Source organism: Vibrio sp. 1CM23M, from assembly GCF_023161755.1.
In the GTDB taxonomy this organism is placed as follows: domain Bacteria; phylum Pseudomonadota; class Gammaproteobacteria; order Enterobacterales; family Vibrionaceae; genus Vibrio; species Vibrio coralliirubri.
This window is the reverse complement of sequence record NZ_JALNTR010000002.1, coordinates 454,110-471,782: the sequence shown is the minus strand read 5'-3', so window position 1 is coordinate 471,782 and position 17,673 is coordinate 454,110. Positions and strand designations below refer to the sequence as shown.

Here is a 17,673-nt window from a genome sequence, read left to right as displayed (position 1 = left end):
GTGAAATTAAGTTTACTCCCAGTGACCGAAAGGAAGAAAGTAAGCAACGGCAACTGCGCTTCTGTATTAGTCATTATAAACAAGTAGTAGAGCAGTAATCACAGCCTGAATCATCAGTGAATCAGGTGCTACTAAAAGCAACAGTTGTTCGACTAATCACTTTCAAAATTAATGGCTTATAACAAACTGGCTTTGAAACAATGATTTCAAAAGAATACCAAGTACAGAATGGTGAGTACGAAAGTGTAGTCGCTCATAAGATGCTGGATTTGCTCATTATCGTCGCGACATTAACGGGCGCAAGTTGGCTTTATATTGGTAACGTATCAAAGGATTACGTCACCCTTGCAAGCTTAGGTTGTGTACTTCACTTGTTGTTCGCACAAGTTTTTGAGCTTTATCGAAACCAAGACTTCACAACAACGTTTCAAAAAATTCAGAGACTGACCTTGTGTTGGGGAATGACGATTCTTGTCATTCTAATGATCGCTTTTTTTGCGAAGCGTTCGGAAGACCATTCACGTGTAGTTATCGCGATTTGGTCTATGGCCGTACCTTATTTCATGATATCGGCAAGGGCACTGGAACGATTTACTAAAACAGGCATGTTTGCTCAAGGTCAGTATAGGAACAAAGCCATCGTCATCGGAGCGACGCAAACGGGTTATCACATGGCCGGAGCGCTAGATCAAAAAGGTTCAATTTTAACATTTGAAGGTATTTACGATGACGCAGAAAAGAACATTAACCAACCAACAACGACTTCGTCTAATGGAGCTGTGGCTTATCCAGTCAAAGGCAATATTGAACAAGCACTGGTTTTAGCAAAATCGAGACAGTTAAAACATGTGTTCATTGCGTTACACCCGTTAGGAAGCCAAAAAACAAAAGCTTTGGTAGATCGTTTTTCTGATTCAAACGCCCGTGTATACGTGGTGCCAAACTTACAAACGTTTAATCTCGTGCAATCTCGTTGGAGAACCATTAACGGTGTCGCGACTGTAAGTGTGCACGATACGCCGTTTAACAGCGTAAGAAGCAGCATCAAGCGTATGGAAGATATTGTTTTTTCGACGCTTATTTTGGCGATGATATCGCCGGTATTGTTAGCCGTTGCTATCGGCGTGAAGTTAAGTTCGCCAGGCCCAGTGATCTTTAAGCAAAAACGCTATGGCCTAGATGGAGAAGAAATTCTGATTTGGAAATTCCGTTCAATGAGCACACAAGATAACGGTGCCGTGGTGAAACAAGCAACGAAGGATGACCCTCGAGTCACTAAATTTGGTGCATTCATCCGTAGAACATCGCTTGATGAATTACCCCAATTTATCAATGTGTTGCAAGGGCGAATGTCGATCGTTGGCCCTCGTCCCCATGCGGTCGCACACAATGAGGAATACCGTCAAATTGTAGGTAGATACATGCTTCGTCATAACGTGAAACCGGGGATAACTGGCTTAGCGCAAGTCAGTGGTTATCGAGGTGAAACCGATACGTTAGACAAAATGGAAAAACGTGTGGAATACGATTTGAAATACATTCGAACTTGGTCGCTTTGGTTAGATATTAAAATCATCGTGATGACGGTATTCAAAGGCTTTGTAGGCAAAGCGGCTTACTGATCGCCCTAACAAAATGCGACAAGCGTAAACGCGAGTCACGGAACAAAGAGTCACTGACCTTTCAACATCAGGTCGACTTGCTTACTCAATTACTGATTCACGAATGAAAAACGATTACCAATGACAAACAATAAGAGCAAACACATGTTTAAAAAGCTACTTGGTTCATTGATTGTGATGTTAACCCTGTTCACATCAGCAGTTAGCAATGCAAAGCCAGCACCAATTCTTTACACATTAACCGCGGGCGATACCATCAGTATCACCGTATATGGCGAAGAAAACCTTTCAATTGAAGAGCTAAAAATCGATAACCGCGAAACAGTTGATTACCCGTACCTAGGGAGAATTAAGCTAGGTGGTAAAACACTAGAGCAACTTCAATTAGAAATCACTGATGGATTGAAAGGTAACGTGCTAATCAATCCTAAAGTTAATGTTTCGATCGTCCAATATCGCAATATTTACGTAAACGGCTTAGTGAATAAACCGGGCGGTTACGAATATGAACCAGCACTAACTGTACAAGAAGCAATCTCGTTGGCTGGTGGCGTATTAACGAAATACCGCCGTAGCGCAAAGGTTTACCTAACGTCAGCAGGTGAATACGAAGGTTACACTTCTGAACAGTTAACAAAAGCGTTTGAAAGCGATACTGAAAATGAAGTTGCGCTTTATCAAAAGATACAGCCGGGTGACACACTGCATGTTATTGGTTCGTTCTGGTAAACGTGAATATTTTTTAGCTGTGAGTTAATAGCTCAAGCAGTGAAACCGAAGGCCTTAGACCTTTAGCCAGAGTCTAACAATTACCCATTTAAATCTATTGAGAATACAACTCGCTATGCAATTGCTCTCTAAAGAAAATAATACGAATAGTGAAGAGATCATCGATCTCGGAAAGTATTTCCAGCTTATCAAACAAAGCTGGTTGAAGATAACCATGTTCACCTTGGTTATCACTATTTTAACCACGCTAGTGGTGTTCGCACTAACGCCAAAATACGTAGCGACCGCAACGCTATTGATTGAATCGAAGCAAAAGAAAGCCGTTTCAATTGAAGAAGTGGTTGGCATCGATTCAAATCAAAAAGAGTATTATCTAACTCAATTTGAGATCTTAAAGTCGAACCAAATCGCTGAGCGTGTGATCGACAAGCTAGGTTTAACTAATAAGCTAGAATTCAACTCGTCATTGGACCCAGAGTTGTCGCTGAAGGAACAACTTGTATATTCAGTGAAATCTCTACCTGTGTTTGACGCGTATCGTGACAATACGCCAATAACCGAAGAAGATGCTCAAGAAGCAATTCGCCAGTCGGTACTGGATGCGTTTAAAGAGCGCTTAACGATTTCTCCGATCCGAAAAACTCAGTTGGTTAACATCAGCTTTGAATCAGAAGATCCAAAACTAGCAGCGGTAATTGCAAATGCAATAGGTGAGGAATACGTCAACCTAAACCTAGAGGCGAGCTTAGGTGCGACACAACAAGCATCACACTGGATCACCAGCCGACTAACAGAACTAAAAGAACAACTGTCGAGCTCTGAAACGGCTCTAACGGACTTTCTTGCTAAAGAAAAACTGGTTGATGACAGTGGTGTAGAGGGCGGTATTGATGCACAAGCTCGATCGACAATCAGTAGCTTAACCACACGTTTAACAGAGATTACAGATAGAAGAATCGAAATTGAATCTTCTTACAGTACGTTAAGAGCGGCACAAGGTAAAACTCAAGAAGCGTTTATTACTATTCCACTTGTATCTAAGCACCCTCAAGTTCTGGCTCTAAAAGAGCAAAAGATCTTAGCGGATAAAGAGCTCAGCAAACTAGCTAAGCGCTATGGTCCTGCTCACGAAGACATGAAGGCTGCGACCGCAAAGGTACGTTCTTTAGATAACCAAATAAGAGCAGTGGTAAAAGAGCTGGTTAATGGCATTGACCAAGAGCTTAAATCGGTAGTGCAACAAGAGCGCTTACTAAAAGCAGAGCTGAAATCAAATAAAGATGCTTACCAGATTATTTCAGTTAAAAAGCGTCAATTTGAAGCGTTAAAGCGTGAAGTAAAAACCAACCGTGACGTTTTCAATTTGTTCCTGTCGCGTCAAAAAGAGACTTCAGCAACCAGCGACTTTGCAGCAGAAAGCGCACGCTTTACTGACTACGCGATGATCCCACAAAAAGCTGCGGCACCGAAGAAAGGGTTAATCATTGCGCTTTCATTCGTCGCAAGCTTTGGCTTTGCGGTTGTGATGGTGTTCCTGCTAGACGCACTCCGTAATACCGTTGAATCAGTAAAAACGTTCGAAGATCGCTTTGGTTTAATCCCATTGGGCGGCTTACCAAAAGTATCGATGAAGAAATACAAAAAGAAAGCGTTAGACAAAGCACTGTATTTTGAGAAAGAAGCTAATTCCTTCAGCGAATCAGTTCGTTCAATTCGTACTGCATTGACGTTATCGAAAATGCAATCAAACAGTAAGCGACTAGCAATTACCTCTTCATTACCGGGCGAAGGTAAAACCACAACGTCTATCAATTTAGCGATGGCGTATGCACAAGTAGAACGTACATTACTTATCGATGCGGATTTACGTAAACCCGCAGTAGCAGAACGTTTTGGTTTGAAGAAGTTCCAGCAGGGCATTACTAACCACTTGCTAATGGGCGACGCATTAGAAAACTGCTTATACAAAGACGAGAAGTCAGGCCTAACGATTTTACCTGCAGGTATGTTAACGCCAAACCCACAAGAGCTTTTAACATCAGAAGCATTCGCTAAAATGTTGGACCAGCTAGACGGGCAGTTCGACCGTGTAATCATCGATACACCACCAACGTTACCTGTTGCCGACAGCCTAGTAATAAGCCGTTTGGTGGGCTCAATTACCGTTGTAGTAAAAGCTAACAGCACACGCCTTGCAAGTGTAAGAAACACGCTAGGCCGCTTTATGACACACAACATAAAGATAGATGGCATCGTGATTAACCAAGTCACTGAAAAAGCGTTAAAGAACGAGTCTGGCTATGGCGGTTACTACGGAAGCTATGGTGACAACCACCTAGCGAAACAACCCGTTTAACTAAGCAATACAGTTCAAGTAACACCGCAGTGAAAGGTCAAGTTGGAAACAGCTTGGCCTTTTTAGATCTGTACAACTGAATTCATTTAGTAATGAATTCAGCATGTTGTCTTGATATTTACAATCAAGGACACAATCATAACAGCAAAAAGTACCAGATACGCAATAAACCCTTTACAGCGTACTAAATACGCAATAAAATCACACACCATAACGTGATGGCTAAAAAACTGGTCTGAATGAAGCCCATTAGCTTCAATCGTTATGACGACCAAGTTAGCTAAAAGCACAAAGCCAAACAACGAAAAATTAGAAAATTGATAGCAGATTAGGGGCTGAAACCTAAGGGCGGTAGCGTATCAAAAGTAGCCTTATTATGCAGGAATCGTCATTCCCCTTAGCGAGGAAAGACAGCACACACGTCATTCCCTACAGCGAGGAACGAGCGTGATAAGGAATCTCGCTTTTGGGTCGGAGATCCCCGATTTAGTCACGCCCGATAGCGAGGAACGACAAACACGTCATTCCCTACAGTGAGGGACGAACGTGATAGGGAATCTCGCTTTGGGTTTGAGACCCCCGAATCAGTCATGCCTGCAGCGAGCAGTGACAACATACGTCACTTTCGATAGTGAGGAACGACAACATACACGTCATTCCCTACAGCGAGGAACGAGCGTGATAGGGAATCTCGCTTCGGGTTTGAGATCCCCGAATCAGTCTGCCCACAACGAGCAATGACAACATACGTCACTCTCGATAGTGAGGAACGACAACACACACGTCATTCCCTACAGCGAGGAACGAGCGTGATAGGGAATCTCGCTTTTGGGTTTGAGACCCCCGAATCAGTCATGCCCATAGCGAGCAACGACAACATACACGTCATTCCCTACAGTGAGGAACGAACGTGATAGGGAATCTGTTCTAAGTCCCTGTCCTTGAGCCAAAACATCAAGGGTGGACAGTGTGGTAACAAAGCAAAAATTTTAACTTAAATTGGTACCTAGTACCTATTGGTGTAATTAAAATGAACAAAAAAAAAGTTCTAACAGTATTTGGTACTCGACCAGAAGCGATCAAAATGGCGCCATTGGTTCACGCATTATCAAATGACGAACGTTTCGAATCAAAATGCTGTGTGACAGCCCAACACCGAGAAATGCTTGATCAAGTATTAGAGCTATTCGAAATCAATCCAGATTACGACCTTAACCTCATGAAGCAAGGTCAAACATTGAACGATATAACAGCACGTATCGTTCAAGAACTTAAACCTGTATTGCAAGAGTTCAAACCTGATGTGGTTCTAGTACACGGTGACACTGCAACCACTTTCGCAGCAAGTTTGGCTGCCTACTATGAACAAATCAAAGTAGGGCACGTAGAGGCAGGTTTACGTACAGGCAATATTTACTCGCCTTGGCCAGAAGAGGCAAACAGGCGTCTTACCGGTGTGCTGACTAACTATCATTTTGCACCAACAGATACGTCACGCTGTAACCTTTTAGAAGAGAACTTCGAACCAAGCAATATCTTCGTTACTGGCAACACCGTTATTGATGCGCTTTTGATGGTGAAAAACAAAATTGATACTAATAAACAGTTAAACGAAGAGCTAGCTAACCAATTCCCATATTTGGATAAGAACAAAAAACTGATTCTTGTAACAGGACACAGACGTGAAAGTTTTGGTGGTGGGTTTGAACGTATCTGTGAAGCGCTAGCGAAAACGGCTAAAGAACACAAAGACGTTCAAATCCTTTACCCAATGCACTTAAATCCAAATGTACGTGAACCCGTAAATCGAATTCTAAGTGGTATCGATAATGTGCAGTTGATTGAACCTCAGCAATACCTTCCATTCATCTACTTGATGAACAGAGCACACATCATCCTTACAGATTCCGGTGGTATCCAAGAAGAGGCGCCTTCGCTAGGGAAGCCGGTATTAGTGATGCGAGACACCACTGAACGTCCAGAAGCTGTGGGGGCGGGAACAGTGAAATTGGTAGGGACAGAGGTAGAACGTATTTCATCGTCATTAACTCAACTGTTAACAAATGAAGATGCGTACACCGCGATGAGTTTTGCCCATAACCCGTATGGTGATGGTGAAGCGTGCTTCAGAATTATAGAAACGCTAGCTAAATAAAAATTTAAATATCAGGAATGAACATGTCTTTTGAAACAATCTCAGTAATTGGCTTGGGTTACATTGGCCTACCAACAGCAGCGGTAATCGCTTCTCGTGGAATCAACGTTATTGGCGTAGATGTTAACCAACACGCAGTCGATACAATCAATGCAGGTGAAATCCACATTGTTGAACCGGATCTTGATATTGCTGTTCGAAGTACCGTTAATGTTGGAAAGTTGCGAGCGACTACTACACCTGAAAAAGCAGATGCATTCATGGTTGCGGTACCCACACCATTTAAAGGTGATGACCATGAGCCAGATTTGTCTTATATCGAAGCAGCAGCTAAAGCAATTGCCCCTGTTTTAGAAAAAGGTAACCTTGTTATCCTAGAATCAACTTCTCCGGTCGGTGCTACTGAGAAGTTAGCTGCTTGGTTAGCGGATGTTCGACCAGATCTTACTTTCCCACAATCAGTCGGTGACAACGCAGATGTTCAAGTCGCGCACTGTCCAGAGCGAGTTCTACCTGGTTATGTAATGCAAGAACTTATCTCAAACGACCGAGTAATTGGCGGTATATCTGCAAAATGTTCAGAGCGAGCAAAAGCGCTATATGGAACTTTTGTTCGTGGTGAATGTATTATTACAAACTCACGTACGGCAGAGATGGCAAAACTAACCGAAAACTCGTTCCGTGACGTAAATATTGCGTTTGCCAATGAGCTGTCTATTATTTGCGACAAACTGAAAATCAACGTATGGGAACTAATTAAGCTAGCCAACCGCCACCCTCGTGTGAACATTCTTAACCCTGGTCCAGGAGTTGGTGGTCACTGTATAGCAGTAGACCCATGGTTTATTGTGAATAGCTGCCCAGAAGAAGCACGCCTCATTAAGCAAGCTCGTTTAACTAATGATGCTAAACCACAATATGTGGTCGATCAAGTGGTGAAAGCGGCTGATGAGTTTAAGCGTCCAGTTATTGCTTGTTTAGGTTTAGCTTTTAAAGCTGATATCGATGATCTGAGAGAAAGTCCAGCAGTAAAAATTGTTGAAGAGCTAGCTAAACGCGATGTAGGAAAGCTAGTAGCTGTAGAACCTAACGTTGAATCATTGCCAAGCAAACTCAATTCCAATGGTGTTGAGTTTGCGTCATTAGAAAATGCATTAGAACAAGCAAATATTGTTGTTGTACTTGTAGATCACAAGCAGTTTAAGAGTGCAGATAAAACAAAACTTGCTAAAAAAGTTGTTATTGATAGTCGCGGTATTTTATAAAACATCGAGAAACACTTCACAATGAAATATTCGGATCTTATATCTTTTAATCAACTATTTGCACTTATAGCAAAATTTGTTGAAGGTACAAAAGTTATATTCTTTAACTTAGTAGTAGCGAGGGTCTATGGTCCTGAACTATTTGGAAATTTTGTATATATAACAAGTTTAATTTCGATTGTTGCTGTTCTTGCGGAATTTAGGTTGCAGTCTATTCTAGTCCGGGAGTTGTCGGCGAAAACACACCAGAAAAGTGTTTTGTTGGGTTCTGCACTAGCTATAAATGTCTTTTTTGCATTTGTTGGTATTTTAGTTGTTTTCATTTTCAACAAATTTGAAAACGATCCAACGTTATCAATTTCGATAATGGTCTATTCAATGGTTTATCTATATAAAATACCGAGGCTATTTAGAGCCTATTTTATATCAATCGAAAAGAATGTATTTATTGCAAAGTGTGAGGTTATAGCTGCACTGGCAACGCTCGCAATTTTTATTCCTGTTGCTATGAAAGGATTAGAATTAGAGTATTTGGTTGCGATTCGAGGGTTGGACTTCCTGTTTTTATCGATATTTTTAGTGTTGTTTTATTTATTCTCAAATAACATATCTAATTTTAGTTGTAGTTGGGGAGTAGTAAAATCTCTAACTATTAGCGCAGCACCCTTTGTTTTATCTGGGGCTGCTATGATTTTATTCCAGCGCTTGGATATTATTTTAGTTAAAAATTTGATAAACGCGGAAACGGCTGGAATATACGCGAGCGCGACTAATATAATGGTTATTTTTTGCCTAGTACCAATAGTAGTCTCGGAAACGCTCGCGCCAAAATTATTTAGGGGCAGGCAGGATTGTGATATTTTTGAAAGAAAATTCATGTCTATAGTTGTGCTAATAGGCATATTAATGTCATTTTTAATGTTTGTTACCGGTAATTCGCTCATATATTTAATATATGGGGAAGCTTTTAAAGGTGCTAGTGACGTATTAGCGATTCTCTCCATATCACCCATGCTTATATCGTTAGGTGCATCTGCTGGGCAGGTGATAATTTTAAATAACACGCAGTCAATGGTGTACATTAAAAGTATAGTAGGATGTGCTATTACATTGTTTGCTAATTATTACTTTATTCCCATCTATGGTATGGAAGGAGCAGCGTTTTCTTCGCTGTTAGGTTTGCTGTTCGCAAATTTTATAGCTCACTATTTTATTTTGTCATATAAAAGACTATTTTTCTTACAGATTAGTTCACTTCAAGTGCTAATCTCTAATGCAGTTCGTATTTTAAAAGATGGTATTCAAAGATGATTCAGGATAAGTTCAGTCTAAAAAGTTTTAATACCTTCGGCGTGAATGTTATGTGTTCACAATATTTCAGCTTTATTGAAATTCAAGAACTAGATGATTTTATTAAATGTGATACGAATAGCCTCGGGCCTTTCTTCATTTTAGGTGGAGGGAGTAATGTCCTTTTTCGTAGTGATTTTGACGGCTTAGTTATTCATCCCAAATCTAAAACGGTGGAAGTTGTGAAGGAGAATAACGATGAAGTCATTGTTCGTGTTGCTGCTGGTATGAATTGGGATGACTTTGTAAACTATAGTGTTAATAAAAGCTGGCAAGGCCTTGAAAATTTGACGCTAATTCCAGGGAATGTAGGCGCGAGCCCTGTCCAAAACATAGGTGCGTATGGAACAGAAGTGTCAGAAGTTATTCACTCAGTACTTTGTTATGATTTAAAAAATCGACGTCAAGTTGTACTTAGCAACCAGCAATGCGAATTCTCTTATAGAGATAGTGTTTTTAAGCGAGAAAAGGAGCTATTAGTTTATGCTGTGGAGTTTAAGCTTAACAAGTCTAGTTTCGGTCGTTTGAATAGATTGAGTTTCTTTAGTTTCTTGAAGGAAGCCTACACTCAAACTTTCAAACTGATTCCACTATGTTTTAAAATGTTAAGAATTGGTAGTTCAACAAATTGGAAATTGAAAATGAATTTCAATTATATGAGAGATGTGTTGAAGTTAGACATTATTCCAAATTCTTTAAAGAGAAGTATTGTTAAGTATATAAGAAGTAGGAATATGCCCGACCCTAAAAAAATAGGTAATGTTGGTTGCTTCTATAAAAATCCAATAGTTGAAGTGACTGAATTCGAGCGCATATTGAAAATAGATCCAAAAATAAATTCGTATCCTCTATATAATAATCACTTAAAAATCTCAGCTGGAGATTTAATACGCTCTTGTGAGTGGAATGGAAAGCGAGTAGGTGATGTGAGTGTTGAAGTTAATCGCCCATTAATAATTTTGAACCATGGCCGAGCCTCTGGTGATGAAATATGGGGGGTCGCAAAAAAAATAATAGACGATGTATACAAAAAGTTTGGTGTAAAGATCGAACCAGAGGTTGTAGTAAATGGTTAGTAAAATGGAAAAGGTTTATACGGTTACATTTCAAAGAGTGTTGAACTACGGTGCTGTTTTACAGGCGTATGCTTTAATGCGCTTTTTGCAAGAGGAAGGGTACGACGTAGAAGTTCTTGATTATGCGCCTTCTTATTTTTTGATTCAAACTTGCAGACCTGCAAAAGGTATTAAAAAAACACTAGATAAAATTAAGAAATACAAAAAATTTAGTGAGTTTAGAAATAAGTTTATGAAATTAACTCCTAAAACTTATTTAACAAAGAATAGCTTGAAAACTCTTCCTGTAGCGCATGCAGCAGTTTGCGGCAGTGATCAGATTTGGAACTATAAATTAACAGGCAATAACTTTGACTCTACATATTTCTTAGACTTCGCACCAACAGAAACAAAGCGTATCGCATATGCAGCAAGTGCTGGAAGTATTCGTATTTCTGAAAGTGCTAAAAGTGTAGAAAGTGTACTATCTAAATTTGATAATATCGGAACGAGAGAGGCGGTATTGGCTGCTGATGTTAAAGAAATTGTACCAAGTTCTAAACCTGAAGTCGTAGTCGATCCATGCTTGTTGATTAAAGATTACTCAGAAGTGTTCGACAGTACAAGAGTTCCCGAAACACCTTATGTTGTTACATATGTAGTTGGTTCTGGTGAGATGCTGGAAAAATTTAACGATAGAGTATTAGAGTTTAAGAAGTTAACTAATATTCCTATCATTCACATAGGAGCAAAGCCTATAAAAGCCGCGGATCAGAATATCCTAGATATAGGGCCTTCTGAATGGGCTTCATTTATTAAAAAAGCAACTTACGTTGTGACGAACTCTTTTCATGGTACTGCATTCTCCGTTAATTTTGAAAAGAACTTTTTATTCATCCCTCATGTAGTTGAAAATTTGAATAGTAGGCAGGTGACTTTATTAGAGAACGTAGAACTTATTGAACAAATGATTAATCCAGAGAGTAACATTTCTGAATTGCCGGAAATTGACTATGAATTAGTTAATGTAAAGTTGGAACGAATCGTTTCTGAATCCAAATCATACCTGTTGAGCTCTTTGTCCAATGAAATTCAAAATAAGTAGCTTAGTACTAATTATTTATTTGTCATTTGCTCTTGACTCAGCATTAAAGATTAATGCTGGGGTTCAATTTCACTTAGGCATTATAGGGATACTACTATTTAACTGTGTTCTGTTGGTAAATAATCCTAAAGTCATACCTGCCACTTTATCAGTTAATAAGGTTTTATTACTCTTCTCTATTTGGTTTTTATTCAGTTTCTTGTTTACCAAAATTGAAGGCGGAGCCGTATTACTCTTGTATTTGTTGGTTTCAATTAACGTAATGGTCTATTGTTCATATACAGAGAAATACTTTGATTTCTCTTTTGTTAAAAAATTTCAATATCTGATGATTTTTAGCGGGCTGATACAGTTTTTAGCGTATAAAACTTTGGGATATCAAATTACTTTTATAGACCCAGAGCACTATGAAAAAGGTTTTTCTGTATCAGAGCGATTACGAGGCTTTTTTCTCGAACCGAACTGGTTCGCAATAGCTTTAGCATTTAATACATTTTTATTGTTTGGCAATGACCCTATTGAAGTAATAAAAAAACAAAAACTACTTTGTATTCTGACTTTATTTGTATTCCTTGTTAATGGTTCTTTAGCGCCACTGGGCATTCTGGTGTTGACTTACTCATTTCCTTACTTAAGGAAAAAACCGTTAAAAGGCGGGTTAATGTGCCTTGTCTTAGTGTGTTTTTTTCTATTTACTTATGAATTCAGAGGTAATATTAAAAGTACACAAAACAGAAATTTAAACATTGAAAGTAGTATTTTGAACCATAGCTCTCGGCTAGTCCCTCTAATCAGAACTTTTGACCACCAAGTGCACGAAGGGTTTGAAAAATTTGTATTTGGTCAGGGGGTTGGGGCATGGGCTACGATTGCTGTTCCTAATAGGCTTTCGGCACTGGTTTTTGAAGCAAAGCCGGGGGGGCGTGATGGTAGCGAAGTTCCGGTAGTATTTTTTGAATTAGGATTTCTAGGTATAGCGCTTCTGCTATTTGATAGCATTAGGCTTTTCTTTAAAAGTAAGAAAGAAGATTTTCACTACAAAGGAGCAGTTATCTTGTTCTTGGTGTGTTTGTTTTTCTATCCTACCTTTAAGTTTTGGATGTATATGCCATATTACTTTTATATAAGAGCTAGAATAAATGGAAAATACTATTTTAACACTGCAAAACGAGAGTCTAAGATTTATAATAAAATGTAAAGTTTTGAAAGAAAGCAAAGTTTGCTCTTAAAAGTTATGCTATCAACTTCGCTTATTTTTAGTTTTATTTACAGAGTATGAAACGGTTTTATTAGATAAGACTTCAGATGTTTCCACGGCTTAATTAGTGTGTTAATTTACTTTTGGTTAAAATGAAAATTGATCCGTGAGTAAGGTTATATTATTAATTTAATTGCTCTACCAATAGGTATTGTTATCGGTCAGGGTGTAAGGAACCGTTAAATTAATGCGATCTGTTACCTTAGGTGGAACTTAGGTGAAAATCTTGAACATAAATAGTTCGGCTCAATCGAACAATCTATATTATCTGGTCGTTTTTTATTGGGATTAACACGGCCATAGCAGAGCCCGTTGTGTTAAAGGAGGAAGTTTTTGTGGCTTCCAATTCAGTAATTACAAAATCAATAGAGAATAATTTACTCCACTATGTAAATGAATTCTCAAGTTTAAAGGAAGAACACCTTAATGAAATTCGATGAGGTGACACATTTTATAAATACTAATGATGTGAGAAGGGGGGGGGCGCAAAGGGTATTGTCTCAGCTTTTGTGTGGTTCTAGTCACGTCAATCATTTAGAACAATACTCAATTAAAAGCAAAGTTTTGGTTCTAACTTATCAATTTTCTTTGTTATTTATAATTCTATTACTGGTTAAAAGGCCAAAGGTGGTGATTATTCATAGTCGATGTTTTATGCCCTATTTAATAGTATTTAAAATTTTTTCTGTGAAAACTATTCTGTACACACATGCTGAATATAGGAAGGCAAGGTGGCTTTACAAATTATTTAAATCTGATCAGTATATTGCGGTTTCAAATGCGGTGAAAGAGTCGTTAAAAAAGGAAGGAGTATTAAGTGAATTGATCACCGTGATTTCTAATCCAAACTTTGAAGTAGATGAATTTTTGCCGAGTTATAATGAAAACATCACAACACGATTTGCGTCTGTTGGAAGCTTAAATCCTTGGAAGGGTTTTATTGAAGCATCATCACACTTAGCTAAATATGGAAAGAAGCAGAAAAAAGAAGTTGAGTATTTTATCGTAGGTGAGGGGCCCCAAAGAAAATACCTGGAACAGATGTCACATAAAGAGAGTTTTTTAAATGTCCATTGTTTAGGTTACTCTAAGTCGCCTTTTGAGGTTTTACAAGACGCCCCTTTTATAATTATACCCTCATTAGAAGAGGGGTTCGGTTTGATAGCAATTGAAGCCATATATCAAAATAAGATAGTTATATATTCAGATATACCTGCACTGACTGAAATATGTAAACACGATAAATTATGTTTTGGGTTTAAAAGTTATTCTTATAAATCATTCGAAAAAGCGGTAGAAAATGCTCTTCAAGTATTCAAAAATGAGGATGTCGAGAACTATAGGGAAATTAGAAAAACTTGGGTGGTTGATAATTATGGGCTTGATAAATTTCTAGTCAACTACCGTTCTTATTTATCAAATAATTTCGGTGTGCACTTTAATTAATATATTTATTGTAGGTTAAATGAAACGTATCAAATTCTTAGGCTGCCCCATCGATTCAGCTACAATGGTTGAATCGGTTGGGGCAATAAAAAGTCGTATTTTAAATGAGCTGTTTACTCAGCATGTAGTTGTTAATGTTGCGAAGATCGTAAACATGAAAAATGACTTTGAGCTATCAAAGTCTGTTACTGATTGCGACATCATCAATATAGATGGTATGGGTGTTGTGTGGGGGGCTCGCATGCTTGGGCACGAAGTCCCAGAGCGTGTTGCGGGTGTTGATCTTTTCCACCAACTTAACGGTATGGCTGAGGCTGAGGGTTTTCCTGTATTTTTCCTTGGTGCCACAGAGGACGTTGTTCATCGTACAGCAGAAGTAATGCAGGGCAATCACCCTAACTTGAACATTGCAGGGTATCATCATGGGTACTTCTGGGATGATGAAGAGACTTTGGTAAAACGAGTTAAGGATTCTGGCGCTAAATTATTATTTGTAGCAATTACATCCCCAAAGAAAGAAAACTTTATCAATAAATGGCGCGATGAACTGGGTGTAGATTTCGTAATGGGTGTAGGCGGCACATTTGATGTTGTTGCAGGTAAGGTAAACCGCGCACCAAAGTGGATGCAGGATAACGGATTAGAGTGGTTTTATCGAATTGTTCAAGAACCTCGCCGCATGTGGAAGCGTTATGCGATAACAAACTCAAAATTTGCTTGGTTACTTTGTAAAGCAAAGTGGGAACAAAAGGTTAGACGAAAGAAATCTACCTAAGTCTATAAGTGAATATCTTTATCGTTGATGTTTATTCCAACTCGTTTGAAAATTGAACTAACTTGTCAACGTATTGAGTTTAAGGAAAACCATGCACTACGATGTTTTCAATGGAGACGCAGACGGTATTATTGCGTTGTTGCAACTGCGCTTAAGTGAGCCAAAAGAGAGTGTGCTTATCACAGGTGTGAAGCGTTATATTAAGTTGCTCTCTCAAGTAGTCGCTCAAAAGGATATTTCGTCTGTTACGGTATTAGATGTATCGATGGAGAAGAACCAAGGCGCGTTGCGTTCGCTGTTGGATGAAAAGATCGATGTGTTCTATTGCGACCACCACCGTACTGGTGAAGTGCCTGATTCTGCATACCTTGAAACCTTAATCGATACCGCGCCAGAGTGCTGTACCAGTTTGTTAATCAATCAAAAGCTCAATGGTGAGTATGTGGCGTGGGCGATTGCTGCGGCCTTTGGTGACAACCTTAAAGCGGTTGCTAATCAGCTTGCGATTGAAAACGGTTTTGATGAATTACAAATCGCGTTCTTGGAAGAGTTGGGTACTTTGGTTAACTATAACGGTTATGGAGCATCACTGGGTGATTTGCACTTTACACCTGTTGAGCTTTACCAAACGCTTTATCAATACCCGAATCCGTTTGATCTTCTAAGTGATGGAGGCTCGGTATTCTACCGTTTGCGTGCGGCTTACCAAAATGATCATCAACAAGTATCAAGCCTTGCACCTGTTCACGAGAATGAGGCGGCACGTGTATTTGAACTGCCAAGCAAAACCTGGGCAAGGCGTATTAGTGGGGTGTTTGGTAATGAGATCGTCAATCAAGACCCGAACCGAGCTCAAGCGGTGTTAACCCTGAATCAAGATGGCGAATCTTACATGGTGAGTTTGCGTGCGCCTTTGTCGAACCGAACTGGAGCTGATGAGGTGTGTTCAAGCTTTGATACCGGCGGCGGTCGTAAAGCAGCTGCGGGTATCAATGTTTTGCCAAAAGCAGATAAGCAGCGTTTTATTCAAGTGCTAACGGATTACTATTCGAATTAGTCGGGAAGGGCGAGATTCCCTATCACGTTCGTTCCTCACTGTAGGGAATGACGGGGTGGGGTGTTGTTTGTTAAATCCATTGTCATTCCAGAACCGAGGCACGAGGTATGTGGAATCTCTGGCTGGCGTGAAATTCCCTATCACGCTCTTGCCTCACTGTAGGTTATGACGTGGTTGGGTGTTGTTCGTTAAATCTAGCGTCATTCCAGAACCGAGGCACGAGGTATGTGGAATCTCTGACTGGCGTGAAATTCCCTATCACGCTCGTGCCTCACTGTAGGTTATGACGTGGTTGAGTGTTGTTCGTTAATTCCATCGTCATTCCAGAACCGAGGCACGAGGTATGTGGAATCTCTGACTGGCGTGAAATTCCCTATAACGCTCGTGCCTCACTGTAGGTTATGACGTGGTTGAGTGTTGTTCGTTAAGTCCATCGTCATTCCAGAACCGAGGCACGAGGTATGTGGAATCTCTGCCCGGAGTGAGATTCCCTATTACGTTCGCCCCTCACTTTAGGGAATGACGGGGCTGGGTGTTGTTCGTTAAATCCAGCGTCATTCCAGAACCGAGGTACGAGGTATGTGGAATCTCTGATCTAAAGTGAGATTCCCTATCACGTTCGTCCCTCATTGTAGGGAATGACGTGGAGGGCTGTTGTTTGTTAAATCCAACGTCATTCCAGAACCGAGGGACGAGATATGTGAAATCTCTGACTGGCGTGAAATTCCCTATCACGTTCGTTCCTCACTGTAGGGAATGACGGGGTGGGGTGTTGTTTGTTAAATCCATTGTCATTCCAGAACCGAGGCACGAGGTATGTGGAATCTCTGACTGGCGTGAAATTCCCTATCACGTTCGTTCCTCACTGTAGGTTATGACGGGGTGGGGTGTTGTTTGTTAAATCCATTGTCATTCCAGAACCGAGGCACGAGGTATGTGGAATCTCTGCCCGGATTGAGATTCCCTATTACGTTCGCCCCTCACTTTAGGGAATGACGGGGCTGGGGTGTTGTTCATCAAATTTATCGTCATTCCAGAACCGAGGTATCTGGAATCTCACAATATATCGTCGTATAGCTCTCGCCAACTAGGGTTCCGCTCGCTAATCAGTTCCTCCTTCCATGAACGATTCCATCTCTTTAACTGCTTTTCTCTCTCAATCGCAGTTTTGAAATCTTCGAAAATTTCAAAATAAACTAACTTGTGTACATTGTACTTCTGAGTGAAGCCCTCGACTTCTCCCGTCTTATGTAACCAGACCCTTTGTGAAAGGTTTCCAGTAACACCTATGTACAAAACAGAATTGGAGCTGTTAGTTAGTATGTAGATCGCAGGTTGTTTCATGGTTCCCTCTTCAACGTTACTCGTAAAACTACCAAACGCAGAAGCACTCATGGCATTAAATAAGTACTAGCTAGCAAAAAACAGATTCCCTATCACGTTCGTGCCTCACTGTAGGGAATGACGGGGGAGGTTAGTTGTGAATGACGCGAGCGAGCT

At 40.0% G+C, this 17,673-nt stretch carries 13 protein-coding genes; 12 read left to right on the top strand and 1 reads right to left on the bottom strand.

Annotated elements, in window-relative coordinates; all coding sequences use genetic code 11:
• Window positions 1–200 precede the first annotated feature (200 nt).
• The 12 genes from MSG35_RS07435 (at window position 201) to MSG35_RS07380 (ending at window position 16,173) form a co-directional block, all read left to right on the top strand.
• The gene (locus MSG35_RS07435) at window positions 201–1,622 is read left to right on the top strand and encodes an undecaprenyl-phosphate glucose phosphotransferase (RefSeq protein WP_248383562.1); all 1,422 of its coding nucleotides are present in this window, start codon (window positions 201–203) and stop codon (window positions 1,620–1,622) included.
• Between the two features lie 144 nt (window positions 1,623–1,766).
• Entirely contained in the window at window positions 1,767–2,351 is a 585-nt protein-coding gene (locus tag MSG35_RS07430; protein ID WP_050645240.1) for a polysaccharide biosynthesis/export family protein, read from the top strand.
• Between the two features lie 115 nt (window positions 2,352–2,466).
• Entirely contained in the window at window positions 2,467–4,707 is a 2,241-nt protein-coding gene (locus MSG35_RS07425) for a polysaccharide biosynthesis tyrosine autokinase (protein WP_248383561.1), read from the top strand.
• Between the two features lie 1,030 nt (window positions 4,708–5,737).
• Window positions 5,738–6,862 carry a UDP-N-acetylglucosamine 2-epimerase (non-hydrolyzing) gene (wecB, locus tag MSG35_RS07420; protein ID WP_248383560.1) on the top strand — a complete coding sequence of 375 codons (1,125 nt, stop codon included), beginning with the start codon at window positions 5,738–5,740 and terminating at the stop codon, window positions 6,860–6,862.
• Between the two features lie 23 nt (window positions 6,863–6,885).
• Window positions 6,886–8,127, top strand: coding sequence for a UDP-N-acetyl-D-mannosamine dehydrogenase (gene wecC / locus MSG35_RS07415; RefSeq protein ID WP_248383559.1), 1,242 nt, complete (start codon window positions 6,886–6,888; stop codon window positions 8,125–8,127).
• 21 nt (window positions 8,128–8,148) lie between these two features.
• Window positions 8,149–9,438 (top strand): oligosaccharide flippase family protein, encoded by a 1,290-nt coding sequence (locus tag MSG35_RS07410; RefSeq protein ID WP_248383558.1) that lies wholly within the window; start codon window positions 8,149–8,151, stop codon window positions 9,436–9,438.
• Complete coding sequence (locus MSG35_RS07405) at window positions 9,435–10,553, top strand: FAD-binding protein (protein ID WP_248383557.1); 1,119 nt, start codon at window positions 9,435–9,437, stop codon at window positions 10,551–10,553. The genes MSG35_RS07410 and MSG35_RS07405 overlap by 4 nt, the downstream gene beginning before the upstream one ends.
• A 4-nt stretch (window positions 10,554–10,557) precedes the next feature.
• The gene (locus MSG35_RS07400) at window positions 10,558–11,637 is read left to right on the top strand and encodes a polysaccharide pyruvyl transferase family protein (protein ID WP_248383556.1); all 1,080 of its coding nucleotides are present in this window, start codon (window positions 10,558–10,560) and stop codon (window positions 11,635–11,637) included.
• Window positions 11,618–12,835, top strand: a complete 1,218-nt coding sequence (locus tag MSG35_RS07395) for a hypothetical protein (protein WP_248383555.1) — start codon at window positions 11,618–11,620, stop codon at window positions 12,833–12,835. Before MSG35_RS07400 ends, MSG35_RS07395 begins: the two co-directional genes overlap by 20 nt.
• Before the next feature lie 486 nt (window positions 12,836–13,321).
• Window positions 13,322–14,341 carry a glycosyltransferase family 4 protein gene (locus tag MSG35_RS07390; RefSeq protein WP_248383554.1) on the top strand — a complete coding sequence of 340 codons (1,020 nt, stop codon included), beginning with the start codon at window positions 13,322–13,324 and terminating at the stop codon, window positions 14,339–14,341.
• 19 nt (window positions 14,342–14,360) lie between these two features.
• Window positions 14,361–15,116, top strand: coding sequence for a WecB/TagA/CpsF family glycosyltransferase (locus tag MSG35_RS07385; protein WP_248383553.1), 756 nt, complete (start codon window positions 14,361–14,363; stop codon window positions 15,114–15,116).
• 91 nt (window positions 15,117–15,207) lie between these two features.
• Window positions 15,208–16,173, top strand: coding sequence for a DHH family phosphoesterase (locus tag MSG35_RS07380; protein ID WP_248383552.1), 966 nt, complete (start codon window positions 15,208–15,210; stop codon window positions 16,171–16,173).
• 1,056 nt (window positions 16,174–17,229) lie between these two features.
• Here the strand turns inward: MSG35_RS07380 and MSG35_RS07375 are convergent.
• Window positions 17,230–17,517: a GIY-YIG nuclease family protein gene (locus tag MSG35_RS07375; protein WP_248383551.1), complete on the bottom strand. Its 288-nt coding sequence runs from the start codon at window positions 17,515–17,517 to the stop codon at window positions 17,230–17,232.
• Window positions 17,518–17,673: the final 156 nt, after the last annotated feature.

What these genes read in the sequence shown, in the direction of transcription:
- MSG35_RS07430 (WP_050645240.1), top strand. Translation starts at nt 1,767, where the DNA reads ATGTTTAAAAAGCTACTTGGTTCATTGATTGTGATGTTAACCCTGTTC.
- wecC (WP_248383559.1), top strand. Translation starts at nt 6,886, where the DNA reads ATGTCTTTTGAAACAATCTCAGTAATTGGCTTGGGTTACATTGGCCTA.
- MSG35_RS07405 (WP_248383557.1), top strand. Translation starts at nt 9,435, where the DNA reads ATGATTCAGGATAAGTTCAGTCTAAAAAGTTTTAATACCTTCGGCGTG.
- wecB (WP_248383560.1), top strand. Translation starts at nt 5,738, where the DNA reads ATGAACAAAAAAAAAGTTCTAACAGTATTTGGTACTCGACCAGAAGCG.
- MSG35_RS07395 (WP_248383555.1), top strand. Translation starts at nt 11,618, where the DNA reads ATGAAATTCAAAATAAGTAGCTTAGTACTAATTATTTATTTGTCATTT.
- MSG35_RS07410 (WP_248383558.1), top strand. Translation starts at nt 8,149, where the DNA reads ATGAAATATTCGGATCTTATATCTTTTAATCAACTATTTGCACTTATA.
- MSG35_RS07425 (WP_248383561.1), top strand. Translation starts at nt 2,467, where the DNA reads ATGCAATTGCTCTCTAAAGAAAATAATACGAATAGTGAAGAGATCATC.
- MSG35_RS07385 (WP_248383553.1), top strand. Translation starts at nt 14,361, where the DNA reads ATGAAACGTATCAAATTCTTAGGCTGCCCCATCGATTCAGCTACAATG.
- MSG35_RS07400 (WP_248383556.1), top strand. Translation starts at nt 10,558, where the DNA reads ATGGAAAAGGTTTATACGGTTACATTTCAAAGAGTGTTGAACTACGGT.
- MSG35_RS07435 (WP_248383562.1), top strand. Translation starts at nt 201, where the DNA reads ATGATTTCAAAAGAATACCAAGTACAGAATGGTGAGTACGAAAGTGTA.
- MSG35_RS07390 (WP_248383554.1), top strand. Translation starts at nt 13,322, where the DNA reads ATGAAATTCGATGAGGTGACACATTTTATAAATACTAATGATGTGAGA.
- MSG35_RS07380 (WP_248383552.1), top strand. Translation starts at nt 15,208, where the DNA reads ATGCACTACGATGTTTTCAATGGAGACGCAGACGGTATTATTGCGTTG.
- MSG35_RS07375 (WP_248383551.1), bottom strand. Translation starts at nt 17,517, where the DNA reads ATGAAACAACCTGCGATCTACATACTAACTAACAGCTCCAATTCTGTT.